Below are 13302 nucleotides of genomic sequence, written 5' to 3'. Positions count from 1 at the left end.
GAAGGGACGGATGCGGCCGGCGCCGCGATGATCGACGTGAGCTGTCTGCCCAGACTCTACGATGTCACGCAAGGTAGGCAGTTATGCCCGCGGAGTGAATGTTGGTCCCGCGTAGCTGTCGCTTCCCTGGCTACGAAGGACCGGCCTTGTAACCGACCCCGCGCACGGTGACGACGATGTCCGGATGCTCGGGGTCCTTCTCGATCTTGCTTCGCAGCCGCTGGACGTGGACGTTGACCAGCCGGGTGTCGGCGGCATGCCGGTAGCCCCAGACCTGTTCGAGAAGTTCCTCCCGGCCGAAGACCTGCCACGGCTTGCGCGCCAGGCAGACGAGAAGGTCGAACTCGAGCGGCGTGAGCGCGAGCGCGACCCCCTCGCGCTTGACCGAGTGGCCGGGCACGTCGATCACCAGATCGCCGATCGTCAGCGTCTCCGGTGTGGCCTGGTCGACCCGCCGCAGCCGGGCCCGAATCCGGGCGACCAACTCCTTGGGCTTGAACGGCTTCATGATGTAGTCGTCCGCACCCGACTCGAGGCCCAGCACCACATCGATCGTGTCGGTCTTCGCCGTGAGCATCACGATGGGGACGTCCGACTCGGCCCGGATCTCCCGGCAGACCTCGATGCCGTCCTTGCCAGGCAACATCAGGTCAAGCAGCACGACATCGGGCTTGGTCTCGCGGACCTTGCCCAAGGCGGCTTCCCCGGACTCGCAGAAAACCGGGTCGAGCCCCTCGCCACGGAGGACGATTCCCAGCATCTCGGCGAGGGCCATGTCGTCGTCGACGACCAGAATGCGACCTTTCATGAACCCATCGTCCCACCGAGCGTGGCACGATGGCTCGGCACGACCCGCAGATGCCGAGGCTGGTTCCGGCGCCCGGGCGGTGGACAAGCCCCGGCAAGCCGCGAGGACCCGCCCCGTACAGTGCACGTTCTGAGCAGTTATGGGCACGTCTGGGACGTGTCCTGACCACTCTCGGGACGGGTATCGAGCACGTCCGGGACGTGTGCTGAGCACGTTCGTCCACGATGGGATCCGTTCCCCACCACACGTGAGGTGCGCGAGATGACAGCAGCAGGGACTCCACCCGGCCCGCCGGCGGGTGGCAGTGAATGGGGCCCGCACAACAGTCCTCCGCAGGGTTCCCCCCAGGCTCCTCCGCCGGGTGCGCCGCCCGGTCCACCGCCGGCGCCCAGCGCGCCCCACGGATTCCCTCCCGGCCCGCCACCGGCCGGTCCACCCGCCCAGCCCGGCTGGGGCGCACCGGCCGGCCCTCCGGCGGGCTGGGGACCACCGCCGCCGTGGGGCTCTGGCTCCACTCCCTGGGGAAAGCCACAGGCACCCAAACCGGGCGTCGTACCCCTCCGCCCGTTGGGATTCGGTGAGCTGCTCGACGGAGCGTTCACCACCGTCCAGCGCTATCCGAAGATCATGCTCGGGATGTCCACCGCGATCATGGCGGTGGTCGGCGTCGCCAGCGTCGCGGCGTTCTTCCTCGGCTTCGGCGACCTGATGGCGATGGGCGACGACGAACTCCTCGACGTGAGCGACAGCGTCTGGATCCAGGTCGGTGCCAGCATGTTCGGCCTGATGCTGGCGACGTGGATCGCCAGCATGGTGCTCACCGGCATGATCACCGCCACCGTGGCCCGCGGCGTCCTGGGCCGACCCATCACCGTCGGCGAAGCGTGGACGACGGCTCGGACCCACCTGCTCCGGCTGCTCGGGCTGACGCTCGTCCTCGGTTTCGGCTGGACCATCGCGATCGGCGTGCTGGTCGGCATCGTCGTCGCCGCCACCTTCATCCATGTGGCACTCGCCGTCCTGCTGGGCATCGTCGTGACGCTCGGCGGCATCTTCGCCATGGTCGTCGTCGGCACCCGGCTGGCGGTGGCCGCGGCCGCACTCGTGCTCGAGTCCCGCCCTGCCCACCCCGGCATGCCGGACGGCCACCAGGAGAAGCTGGGCGTCTTCGCGTCGATCGTTCGTTCGTGGAACCTCATCAAGGGCCGTACGTTCAGGACGTTCGGAGTGCTGTTCGTCGCGAACCTGGTCGTCAGCGTCATCGCGTCGATCCTGCAGACGGCGTTGATGTTCGCGGGGAGCGGCGCCGCCGTCGGGTTCGGCGAAGAGAGCACGACCGGCATCATCGTGGCCGGTCTGCTGTTCGGCATCGGCTACCTCGCCTCGATGGTGCTCCAGGTCGCGTTCCTGTCCGCGGTCACCGTCCTCGTGTACGTCGATGCGAGGATGCGGAGCGAAGGCCTCGACATCGAGCTGGCCCAGGCGGCGGCGACACCGACCGGAGCGGCCTCGCCCTGGGCGACCGCGTGATGCCGCAGGTTCTGGGCGGGATCGTGGAAAGGTCCGCCGCCGCGCCGGATCCGCCGATCGACATCGGGCGGGACGACGCGGCCCGAGCGGCCCGGGAGGAGCTCGGCAAGAGCATCTACCACCGCGACGAGCCGGGCGTGGTCTCCCGGGTTCTCGGCTGGCTGTTCGAGCACGCCGCCCAACTCCTCGGCTACCTCGCCGAGATGTCGCCCGGCGGCTCCTGGGGACTCCTCGCGCTGGCGGCGCTCCTCGTGCTCGCGGTGATCATCATCCGGTGGCGGATCGGCGCCGTCGCGCGGTCGGCGAGCGTGTCCGCGAACACCGTCTTCGCCGGGCGCGTACGCTCCGCCGCCGAGCACCGCGCGGCGGCCGACGCCGCTGCCGGAAGGGGCGACTACGCCGCGGCCTGCCGTGAACGCTTCCGGGCGCTGGTCCGCGAGCTCGAGGAACGCACGATCCTCGATCCGCGCCCCGGCCGCACCGCCGACGAGGTCGCACGCGAGGTCTCCGTGCTCGCCCCTGAGGCCGCGGGTGCACTGGGTGCCGCGGCCCAGGTCTTCGACGAGGTGTCCTACGGCGACCGGAGGGCCGCGGCCGAGGACGATGCGGCGATCCGGCAAGCCGACGACCTCGCCCGCCGGATCCGGGGGCGCGGCGCCCTCGCCGGCAGGGCAGGAGTGCGATGAGTCCGACGGTCTACGGCAGCGCGAGCTCGGCGGGCGACGGCAGCGCGAGCTCGACGGGCGACCGCACGCCGAGCCCGTCGACCGAGCACACCGCGAGCGCACCCGCTGACCCGGCTCGGAGTCGGTCTATCGATCCGACCCGCGGTGACGTCTGGCGGCGACTGCGCGGGCCACTCGCCATCGCGGCGGTCCTCGTCATCGTCGGTGGCCTGATCGCCGTCCTGCAGGGGCGCTCCACCGGTGGTCCGCTCGATCCGGAGTCCGCGCGCAGGTCGGGTGCGCGCGCACTCGCCGTCCTGCTCGCGGACCAGGGCGTCGAGGTGCGACGGGTGCGTACCCTCGACGCCGCACTGGCGTCCGCCGCCGGCGACACGACCGTCCTGGTGACCCAGTCGGACCTGCTTGTTCCGTCCCAGCTGCGGCGGCTGGCCCGCGCCGAGACACGCCACTTCGTCCTCGCCGAACCCGGCGAGGAGGTTCTCTCGGCGCTGGCCCCGAAGGCCCTGACCGCCGGGTCCGCCATTCCGCGTACGCGTGAGCCCGGCTGCGACCTCCCGGCGGCGCGTCGTGCCGGCAGCGTCCGGGTCGACGGACCGATGTACCGCGCCCCGGAGGCGGAGGGCGCCACGACCTGCTACGGCGACGTCACCAGAGGTGCCATCGTCCGGCTCACCGGCGTACGTCCTCGCGGTGAACGCACGGTCGACATTGTGGGGACGTCGGTGTCGTTCACCAACGGCCAGCTGGGCGAGGAGGGCAACGCCGCCCTCGCGCTCAACCTGCTCGGCCGGCACCGCACGCTGGTGTGGTACATCCCCTCGCTCAGCGACGTACCCCTCGCGGACCGACCCGAGGCGGGTGCGCCACCGGACGTACTCCGGATGCTGCCCACCGAGCTGCAGTTCGGCGTCGCGCAGGTCGCGGTGGGCGTCGCGCTGCTGATGGTGGCGTACGCCCGAAGGCTCGGCCCTGTCGTCGCCGAGCCACTCCCGGTCGTCGTCCGCGCATCCGAGGCGGTGGAGGGTCGCGCCCGCCTCTACCATCGTGCGCGGGCCCGGGACGTCGCCGCCGCCGCACTGAGGGGTGCGTCGCGGAACCGACTGGCGGCCCGGCTGGGGTTGTCGCCAGGAACCGCGCCCGACGTGGTGGCCGCCGCCGTCGCCGCCCGTACCGGTCAGCCGCCCACCCAGGTCGCTTCGCTCCTGGCCGGGCCCGGCGGTCCGGAACCCCACGACGATCCCAGCCTTGTCCGACTCGCCGACGCCCTCGACACCCTGGAGCAGGAGGTACGCCGATCGTGACCGACCAGGCGGCTGCGCCCAGCCAACCGGCTGTGACCGGTGAAAGAACAGTGACCCGTGAAGAAGCGGTGACCCATGAAGAAGCGGTGACCCGTGAAGGAGACGCGACCAGCCGCTCCACACCCACCGCGGAGTCCGCGCGGAACGCCCTCGTCGCCCTGCGCGCCGAGGTCGGCAAGGCCGTCGTGGGACAGGACTCCGCGGTCACCGGCCTGCTCATCGCGTTGCTCTGTCGCGGACACGTCCTGCTCGAAGGCGTACCCGGTGTCGCCAAGACACTCATGGTGCGCGCCCTCGCGGCGGCGCTGCGACTGGACACGAAACGGGTGCAGTTCACGCCCGACCTGATGCCCGGGGACGTGATCGGTTCGCTGGTCTACGACACGCGTTCGGCGGAGTTCGAGTTCCGCAAGGGACCGGTGTTCACTCACCTGCTGCTCGCCGACGAGATCAACCGGACGCCCCCCAAGACGCAGGCGGCCCTGCTGGAGGCGATGGAGGAGCGGCAGGTCTCGGTGGACGGCACGGCCCACCCCCTGCCCGACCCGTTCGTGGTGGCCGCGACGCAGAACCCGATCGAGTACGAAGGGACCTATCCCCTGCCGGAGGCGCAGCTCGACCGGTTCCTGCTCAAGCTGTCGCTGACTCTGCCATCCCGTACCGAAGAGGTCGAGGTCCTCGGCCGCCACGCGGCCGGCTTCGACCCGCGCGACCTCGACGCGGCAGGAGTCCGACCCGTCGCCGGCCCGGCCGAGCTTGCCGCCGCTCGCCAGGCCGTGGCACAGGTCCAGATCCATCCCGAGGTCCTCGGCTACGTCGTCGACATCTGCCGGGCGAGCCGCGAGTCCCCGTCGCTGCGCCTCGGCGTTTCACCCCGTGGCGCGACGGCGCTGATGCGAGCCGCGCGTGCCTGGGCGTGGCTCTCCGGACGCACCTACGTCACGCCGGACGACGTCAAGGCCCTCGCCCTTCCGGCGCTGCGGCATCGCGTGGAGCTGCGGCCGGAAGCCGAGCTCGAGGGTGTCTCCGCCGATGCGGTCCTGAACGGCATCCTGGCCAGCGTCCCCGTGCCCAGGTAGGGCTTCCGCGATGGCACTCACGGCCCGAACCGCGCTGCTTGCCGTGGCGGGCGCGCCGGTGGTGGCGTTCGTCGAACCCTCGCGACTCGGCATCGTCGCGGTCACGGCAGCCGTCCTGGCGCTGGCGCTCGTCGACCTGGCGCTGGCCGGTTCCGTACGCCGTTTGACGTTCGTCCGTGAGGGTGCGACGTCGGTGCGGTTGGGCGACGAAGTAGCGGTGTCGCTCCTGGTCTCCCATCCGGGCGGGCGACGGGTACGCGGTGTCCTCCGGGACGCGTGGCCGCCGTCGGCCGGTGCGGTGACCCAGCGGCACGCGCTTGACCTGCCGGCCGGGGAACGGCGCCGCGTGACCACCCGGCTGCGGCCGACCCGGCGAGGCGACCGTCATGCGTACCGCGTCACGGTACGCGCCTTCGGGCCGCTCGGCCTGGCGGCCCGGCAGGGCTCTCACGCGGTGCCGTGGAGCGTCCGCGCGCTGCCGGCGTTCGAGTCGCGCAAGCACCTGCCGTCGCGGCTGGCCCGGCTGCGTGAGCTGGACGGGCGGGCGAGCGTGCTCGTGCGCGGGCAGGGCACGGAGTTCGACTCGCTGCGTGACTATGTAGTCGGCGACGACGTCCGCTCGATCGACTGGCGGGCCACGGCACGGCGGCAGGGAGTCGTCGTGCGCACGTGGCGGCCCGAACGCGACCGGCACGTCCTCGTCGTCCTCGACACCGGGCGGACGTCGGCCGGGCGGGTCGGCGACGCTCCCCGGCTCGACCATGCGATGGACGCCGCGCTGCTGCTCGCGGCCCTGGCGACGAAGGCGGGTGACCGGGTTGACCTGCTGGCGTACGACCGGCGGGTCCGGGTCGACGTCACGCGCGCCGGTCCGCAGGATGTGCTGCCGAGGTTCAGCGCGGCAATGGCGACCGTCGACAGTGAGCTCATCGAGACCGACCACCGCGGACTCGCGACCGCCATCGCTCTCCGCGCCACCCAGCGGTCCTTCGTTGTCCTGCTGACCGGACTGGACGCCGCTGTCATCGACGAAGGTCTGCTCCCGGTGCTTGGGCCATTGACGCGCCGCCACCTCGTCAGCGTCGCGGCCGTGTCCGATCCGCAGGTCGAAGCGATGCGCAAGCGCCGCGGCGACGCCGAAGCGGTCTACGCGGCGGCAGCGGCCGAGCAGGCACGTGCCGAACGCCGACAGGTGACGGCTCGGCTCGAACGCCTCGGGCTGGTGGTCGTCGATGAGCCGCCCGACCAGATCGCGCCCGCGTTGGCGGACACGTATCTCGCCTTGAAGAAGGCCGGGCGCCTCTAGGTCATTGGCCGTCCGGGCCTCAGCGTCCGGGTGGACCTTCGGCGATCCGGCGGCGCGTCGTGTCGAACGACTCTGCCGGGGACGACGGACCGTCGATCGCCCACGTCGCGCCGGCCTTCTCGAGCGCGGCCACGTCGGAGTCCGGCCCGAGCGCGGTCACGATGTCGTAGCCGGGGCGTGAGTCCAGTTCGGCGGCCAGCCCGGCCACCATCTCCGGGGTGAGCGCACCCAACTCGGCGTGGATGGGGAAGATGCCGTCCCATCGGCGGGCCCGCCGCACCCCCGCGCGTGGCGGCAGCATCGCCGCCACCCAGATCGGCGGCCGCGGCCGTTGGACGGTGCCCGGCACGAGCTGTGCATGCACGTGGAAGTGCGCCCCGTCGTGGTCGACGCGTTCGCCGCGCAGCAGGAGGTCGATGACCTCCAGCCCCTCGTCGAGCATCGCGGCATGGACCTTCCGGTCCGACGGCTCACCGAACGCCGTGAACTCCTCTGCCACGGGGACACCGAGCCCGACGCCCAGGATCGCCCGGCCACCGCTCAGATGGTCGAGCGTCGTGACCTCCTTGGCCAGCTTCCACGGGCGTCGTCGCGGCACCGGCGTCACCAACGGGCCGATCGTGACCCGCGTGGTGCGGGCGGCGATCGCCCCGAGAAGAACCCACGGATCATGCACGGGTGGACCGGAGGCGGCGTCGAACTGCAGGTGGTCCCACACGAAGAAGCCGTCCCAGCCGGACTCCTCCGCCGTGACGGCGAGGTCGACGAGCCCTGCGGGGTCGCCGAAGTTAGGCATGCTCACTCCGAAGCGCATGGGCGGATGTCTACCAGTCCGTGCCGACACTCGCGTTCGTACGAAGGCCAGTCGCTGTCCAGATGCTGCCGAGACTTCACCGGGGGATTGCGATCAAACGCAGTTGATGTTCGTATGAACGCATGGAGAGTTCGGATCGGCAGGGTGTGATCCTCGCTGAACTGCGCGCCTGCGACCGGGTCACCGTCCCCGAGATCGCGCAGCTTGTGGGCTGCTCCGAGATGACGGTGCGCCGTGACCTCGACGCCCTGGCCCGCGACGGTCTGGTCCGCCGGGTCCGGGGCGCCGCCGTCAGCGCGCTGACCGGCGAGGAGACGCCCTTCCCGGTACGCAGCCGGGCCGGGGTCGAGCCCAAGCGCCGGATCGGCCGCGCGGCCGCGAACCTCCTCCGCGACGGCGAGACCGTCGTCATCGACGGCGGCACGACCGCGCTCGAGGTGGCGCAGGCATGCAGGGACCGCCGGCTCACCGTCGTCCCCCTCTCGATGCACACCGCGAACGCGCTGACCGGTGTGGCGGGGATCCGGCTCGTGCTGCCCGGAGGCGACCTGCGACCGACGGAGCTCGCGTTCGTCGGGCCACTCACCGAGCACGCGATGGACCTGCTCCGCTTCGACGCCGTGGTACTCGGCTGCTGCGGCATCACCGCCCGCGACGGTCTCACCGGCCACGACCTCGCCGAGTCGACGGTCAAACGGGCGGCGATCCGCGCCGCCAAGCGGGTCATCGTGGTCGCCGACGCCAGCAAGTGGGGCGCGACCGCGTTCAGCCGGATCTGCGCACCAGACCAGATTGACGTCATCGTGACCGACCCTGAAGCCCCGGCGGAACAGGTCGCCGCCTTTCGTACCGCCGGAACGGAGATCGTCAGTGCCTGACGCACCCAAGGCGAGCCCAGACACCCCACAGCGGACCCCTGGCGCGGCGACGCCCGGCCGGCGCGTCCAGGCCCGGACGGCAACATCGATCGTGTTCGCGCTGCATGCCGTGGTGTTCGGGTCCTGGACGCCGCACATCCCGCTGGTCAAGGACCGGATCGGCCTCAACGACGGCACCCTCGGACTGGCCCTGCTCGGCGGGCCGATCGGCTCGGTACTCGCGATGCTGGCGATCGGAACGTTCATCGCCCGGGCGGGCAGCCGGCGATCGATGATCGTGACGATGATCGGCTACGGTGCCGTCGCACCGCTGGTCGGGCTCGCGGACTCCTGGCTCGGCCTGTTCCTCGCGCTCGGCCTGCTCGGGGCGATGCAGAGCGGGCTCGACATCTCCATGAACGCCCAGGCGGTCGCGATCGAGAAGGCGTACGGACGGCCCGTCATGTCGAGCTTCCATGCCTGGTGGAGCTTTGGCGCGTTCGCCGGCACCGGACTCGGCATCCTGGGCGTGAGCATCGGGCTCGGCCTGGCCACCCAGCTCGCCCTCATCGGAGCGGCGGTGGCCATTGCCGCGCCGCTGCTGGCCCGGCCACTGATCCGCGACGACCGGGCGGCCGACGACCACCGCATCGTCCTGCCCTGGGGCAACCGTTGGCTCCTGCTGCTCGGCGCCATCATGTTCGCGGCACTGCTGTGCGAGGGTGCCGCCGGCGACTGGGCGGCTGTCTACCTGCGGGACGCGCTCGACGCACCCGCAGCTGTGGCGGGACTCGGCTACGCGGCGTTCGCGCTCGCGATGCTGTTCGGGCGGGCGATGGGTGACCGGTGGGTTGCCGCGTACGGCGGCGGCCCGGTCGTCGCGGTCCTCGCCGCCGCCGGGGCGCTCGCGCTGGCTGCCGCTCTGCTCATCGGCCATCCCGTCGCCGCACTCGCCGGGCTCGCCGTCTACGGTCTCGGGATCGCCTGCGTCGTGCCCGTCTGCTTCAGCGCCGCTGCCGCGAGCTCCGGCAGCCACGCGGGACACTCGATCGCGGCCGTCGCGACCGCCGGGTGGGCGGGATTCCTCGTCGGACCGCCCGCGATCGGCACTCTCGCCCACGTCACGTCACTGCCGCTCGCACTCGGCCTGCTACCGATCCTCTGTGCCGCGGTCATGGTCGGTGCCCTGCGGATGCGTCGCCATGCGCCCGCTCCGGAACCGTCGACGGCGGTCTGATCCCGGACCCGCACCTTGCGGTGAGGCTCAGGCCGCCATGGGAAGGACATCCTCCCGGTCTGCGGCGGAGACGTCGCCGCTCTCGCCGGACCGGACCGCGCGCCCACCGAGCACCACGACGTACGCGATGAACGCCAGCTCAGCGGCGACACCGATCCCCACCCGGGCCCAGGTCGGCAGCCCGGACGGCGTGACGAACGCCTCGATCACCCCGGACACCAGCAGGACGACCGCCAGCCCCAGCGCCATGCCGACGGTCGCGCGGCCGGTCTCCGCCAGGGCGACGAGGCGGGTACGCGGACCTGGGTGGACGACCGTCCATCCGAGGCGCATCCCGGCCCCTGCCGCCACGAGGACCGCGGTGATCTCCAGCAGACCGTGCGGAGTGATCAGGCCGAAGAAGACATCCCCCCGGTCATTGGCCCACATGAGCCCGCCGGCGATGCCCACGTTGGAGGCGTTCTGCCACAGGATGTTGATCACGGGGACGCCTAGGAACACACCGAGGGCAAGGCAACCTGCCGCGATCCAGGCGTTGTTGGTCCAGACGCCGAACGCGAACTCAGCGGCCGGTGCGGAGCTGTAGTAGTCGGCGAAGTCGTGCTCGACCAGCTGCCTGACCGCCTCCGGCGGCGCCAGCGCGGCCTGGACGTCGGGATGTCCCGCCACCCACCAGCCGATCCCCCAGCTCACCGCGAAGAACACCACAGCGGTCGGCACCCACCAGGGGGCACTGCGGTAGACGGCCGCCGGAAACACCACGAGGAAGAATCGCGCCACCTCCCGCCACGCCGGCGTGTGCGCCCCTGTCACGGCGCTACGGGCGCGGGCGACCAACGTGGACAGCCGACCCACCAGCACGGCATCCGGCGCACTGGAGCGTACGACGGACAGATGGGTCGCCACCCGCTGGTACAGCATCACCAGCTCGTCGGCCTCGGCGCCACTCAGCCGGCCACGGCGCGCCACCAGTGTCTCGAGGCGTTCCCAGGCGGGCTGGTTGGCGGCGACGTACGCGTCCAGATCCACGCTGGCACACTAATGGAGCCCCAGTTCACGCGCAGGACACGCCCGACCCGACCCCGCCCAGGGCGACCACCGGACAGGCGTAGGCAGGAAGACGACGGAGAGGACCGCGGTGAGCGAACTCGTAACTGGCGAGGCGGTCGTCCTCGAGCTTGCCATCGCCCGGCCGGCGACCCGCGCGATCGCACTGGGCATTGACCTGCTCCTGGAGACGATCGCGTTCCTGGTGCTGCTGGTCCCGATCGCCTTCGTCGTCGGTGACGACGCCAGTGAGTCGCTGATCGCAGGCCTCGCCGTCGCGTGCTCGGTCATGACGTTCGTGGGCTACAACACGGCGATGGAGACCCTGACCCGGGGCAAGACGGTGGGCAAGTACGCACTCGGGCTGCGGGTCGTCCGTGACGACGGCGGACCTGTGCACTTCCGGCAGGCCTTCGTCCGGGCCCTGTGCGGGGTGTTCGTCGACTTCCTGGTGACTTCTGGTTGTGTCGGCTTCCTCACCGCGATGCTGAACGCCCGCGGGAAGCGGGTCGGCGACATGCTGGCCGGCACCGTCGTGCTCAGGGAACGCGGCCCGCGGGCGCCGAACCCGCTGCCGCCCGTTCCGGCAGAGCTCGCAGCCTGGGCGGCCCGGGCGGAGCTGTCGCGGGTGCCGGACCAGCTGGCGCTGTCGGCACGGAACTACCTGGGCCGCTACTACGACCTCGCGCCGCCGGCCAGGGATGCACTCGGCGCCCGGCTTGCTTCAGCGGTCGCGGAGTACGTCTCGCCGTCGCCGCCTCCAGGCGTACCCGCCTGGGCCTACCTTGCCGCCATCCTCGGCGAACGTCGCAACCGCGCCTTCGCCCGCCAACAACCGCACCAGACTTCCCAGCCGCACGAGACCCAGCCGCACCAGACTTCCCAGGAGCTCTGGCCGCAGCTCACCGGCGAGTCCAGCCAAGCTCCGGGTCCGCAGGGCAGGGGACCGTCCGCCGGGCACCCCGGGTCGGGTGACCACACCGGCATCCCAGCGAACGACCCTGCCGAGCGAGGTTTCGCACCGCCCAGCTGAGCTCGCTACCAAAGAAGGACCTGCTGGAGGTCCGTCGGCATAGCGACCGACCAACCTCCAACAGGTCACTGTCTACTGGGTCATCTCCCAGCCGGACGGGCTCAGTAGCGGTAGTGGTCCGGCTTGTAGGGACCCGCGACGTCGACGCCGATGTAGGCCGCCTGCTCCTTGGTGAGCTCGGTGAGCTTCACACCGAGCGCGTCGAGGTGCAGCCGCGCGACCTTCTCGTCGAGATGCTTCGGGAGTACGTACACACCGATCGGGTAGTCGTCGGTCTTCGTGAACAGCTCGATCTGCGCGATCACCTGGTTGGTGAAGCTGTTCGACATCACGAAGCTCGGGTGCCCGGTCGCGTTGCCGAGGTTCAGCAGTCGTCCCTCGGAGAGCACCAGGATCGAGTGGCCATCAGCGAACTTCCACTCGTGCACCTGCGGCTTGATCTCGATCTTCTCGATGCCCGGGATCTTCGCCAGGCCAGCCATGTCGATCTCGTTGTCGAAGTGGCCGATGTTGCCGACGATCGCCTGGTGCTTCATCCGGCTCATGTGCTCAGCCGTGATGATGTTGAAGTTGCCCGTGGTGGTGATGAAGATGTCGGCGGTCTCGACGACGTCCTCGAGCGTGGTGACCTGGTAGCCGTCCATCGCCGCCTGCAGCGCGCAGATCGGGTCGATCTCGGTGACGATCACCCGGGCGCCCTGTCCACGCAGGGACTCCGCGGCTCCCTTGCCGACGTCGCCGTACCCGCAGATGACCGCGACCTTGCCGCCCATGAGCACGTCGGTGCCGCGGTTGATGCCGTCGATCAGCGAGTGGCGGATGCCGTACTTGTTGTCGAACTTGCTCTTCGTCACCGAGTCGTTGACGTTGATCGCGGGGAACGCGAGCGTTCCGGCCTTCGCCATCTCGTACAGCCGGTGGACGCCGGTCGTGGTCTCCTCGGTGACGCCCTTGATGCGGGCCGCGACGGCAGTCCACTTCCCGGAGCTCTTCGCGATGGAGTCCTTCAGCAGCTGGAGAACGATCGCGAACTCCTCCGACTCCGCGGTCGAGGGGTCGGGCACCGCGCCGTTCTTCTCGTACTCCGCACCCTTGTGCACAAGGAGAGTCGCGTCACCGCCGTCGTCGAGGATCATGTTGGGACCCTCGCCTCCCGGCCAGTCGAGCGCCTGCTCGGTGCACCACCAGTACTCCTCGAGCGTCTCGCCCTTCCAGGCGAAGACGGGTACGCCGGCCGGTGCGTCGACCGTGCCGTGAGGCCCGACGACGACCGCCGCCGCGGCGTGGTCCTGGGTGGAGAAGATGTTGCAGCTCACCCAGCGCACCTCGGCACCAAGCGCGACGAGCGTCTCGATGAGAACCGCGGTCTGGACCGTCATGTGCAACGAGCCCATGATCTTCGCGCCCGCGAGCGGCTGACTCGGGCCGAACTCGGCGCGGAGCGCCATCAGGCCGGGCATCTCGTGCTCAGCCAGCCGGATCTCGTTGCGGCCGAACTCGGCGAGGCCGAGGTCCTTCACCTTGAAATCGAACGTCATGGGCTTTTTGCCCTCCATATGAATCTGTGTCCTTCATGCCGGGTGTGTGGCCGCTTCGGTGGTGTT

The 13302-nt window shown here is 70.8% G+C and carries 12 protein-coding genes; 8 read left to right on the top strand and 4 right to left on the bottom strand.

Going from position 1 to position 13302, the window contains the following annotated elements:
* Window positions 1-130 precede the first annotated feature (130 nt).
* Entirely contained in the window at window positions 131-808 is a 678-nt protein-coding gene (mtrA, locus tag ABNF93_RS07835) for an MtrAB system response regulator MtrA (protein ID WP_349327061.1), read from the bottom strand.
* A 261-nt stretch (window positions 809-1069) separates the two neighbouring features.
* Between mtrA and ABNF93_RS07830 the strand changes: the two genes are divergently transcribed.
* The 5 genes from ABNF93_RS07830 to ABNF93_RS07810 all read left to right on the top strand — a co-directional run bounded on the left by ABNF93_RS07830 (window position 1070) and on the right by ABNF93_RS07810 (window position 6710).
* Window positions 1070-2338, top strand: coding sequence for a hypothetical protein (locus ABNF93_RS07830; RefSeq protein WP_349327060.1), 1269 nt, complete (start codon window positions 1070-1072; stop codon window positions 2336-2338).
* Window positions 2338-3024, top strand: coding sequence for a DUF4129 domain-containing protein (locus tag ABNF93_RS07825; protein WP_349327059.1), 687 nt, complete (start codon window positions 2338-2340; stop codon window positions 3022-3024). The genes ABNF93_RS07830 and ABNF93_RS07825 overlap by 1 nt, the downstream gene beginning before the upstream one ends.
* Window positions 3021-4325: a DUF4350 domain-containing protein gene (locus ABNF93_RS07820; RefSeq protein WP_349327057.1), complete on the top strand. Its 1305-nt coding sequence runs from the start codon at window positions 3021-3023 to the stop codon at window positions 4323-4325. The genes ABNF93_RS07825 and ABNF93_RS07820 overlap by 4 nt, the downstream gene beginning before the upstream one ends.
* A gap of 86 nt (window positions 4326-4411) precedes the next feature.
* Complete coding sequence (locus ABNF93_RS07815; RefSeq protein ID WP_349327056.1) at window positions 4412-5404, top strand: AAA family ATPase; 993 nt, start codon at window positions 4412-4414, stop codon at window positions 5402-5404.
* Between the two features lie 10 nt (window positions 5405-5414).
* Window positions 5415-6710 carry a DUF58 domain-containing protein gene (locus tag ABNF93_RS07810; RefSeq protein ID WP_349327055.1) on the top strand — a complete coding sequence of 432 codons (1296 nt, stop codon included), beginning with the start codon at window positions 5415-5417 and terminating at the stop codon, window positions 6708-6710.
* 19 nt (window positions 6711-6729) lie between these two features.
* Here ABNF93_RS07810 and ABNF93_RS07805 read toward each other — a convergent pair whose 3' ends face one another.
* Window positions 6730-7524, bottom strand: coding sequence for an LLM class flavin-dependent oxidoreductase (locus tag ABNF93_RS07805; RefSeq protein WP_349327053.1), 795 nt, complete (start codon window positions 7522-7524; stop codon window positions 6730-6732).
* A gap of 122 nt (window positions 7525-7646) precedes the next feature.
* On the opposite strand from ABNF93_RS07805, the gene ABNF93_RS07800 reads away from it, so the two are divergent.
* Together ABNF93_RS07800 and ABNF93_RS07795 are read left to right on the top strand one after the other, a co-directional pair.
* Window positions 7647-8402 (top strand): DeoR/GlpR family DNA-binding transcription regulator, encoded by a 756-nt coding sequence (locus ABNF93_RS07800; protein ID WP_349327052.1) that lies wholly within the window; start codon window positions 7647-7649, stop codon window positions 8400-8402.
* The gene (locus ABNF93_RS07795) at window positions 8395-9618 is read left to right on the top strand and encodes an MFS transporter (protein ID WP_349327051.1); all 1224 of its coding nucleotides are present in this window, start codon (window positions 8395-8397) and stop codon (window positions 9616-9618) included. The genes ABNF93_RS07800 and ABNF93_RS07795 overlap by 8 nt, the downstream gene beginning before the upstream one ends.
* A gap of 27 nt (window positions 9619-9645) precedes the next feature.
* Here the strand turns inward: ABNF93_RS07795 and ABNF93_RS07790 are convergent, their stop codons facing one another.
* Window positions 9646-10647 carry a stage II sporulation protein M gene (locus ABNF93_RS07790; RefSeq protein WP_349327049.1) on the bottom strand — a complete coding sequence of 334 codons (1002 nt, stop codon included), beginning with the start codon at window positions 10645-10647 and terminating at the stop codon, window positions 9646-9648.
* A 109-nt stretch (window positions 10648-10756) separates the two neighbouring features.
* Here ABNF93_RS07790 and ABNF93_RS07785 point away from each other — a divergent pair, with 109 nt between their 5' ends.
* Entirely contained in the window at window positions 10757-11698 is a 942-nt protein-coding gene (locus ABNF93_RS07785) for an RDD family protein (protein WP_349327048.1), read from the top strand.
* A 101-nt stretch (window positions 11699-11799) separates the two neighbouring features.
* Here ABNF93_RS07785 and ahcY read toward each other — a convergent pair whose 3' ends face one another.
* Window positions 11800-13236 carry an adenosylhomocysteinase gene (gene ahcY / locus ABNF93_RS07780; protein ID WP_349327046.1) on the bottom strand — a complete coding sequence of 479 codons (1437 nt, stop codon included), beginning with the start codon at window positions 13234-13236 and terminating at the stop codon, window positions 11800-11802.
* Window positions 13237-13302: the final 66 nt, after the last annotated feature.

The organism is Actinopolymorpha sp. B9G3, from assembly GCF_040120725.1.
GTDB lineage: Bacteria > Actinomycetota > Actinomycetes > Propionibacteriales > Actinopolymorphaceae > Thermasporomyces.
The sequence above is the reverse complement of the archived record's forward strand: the minus strand, read 5'-3'. Positions and strand labels throughout refer to the sequence as shown.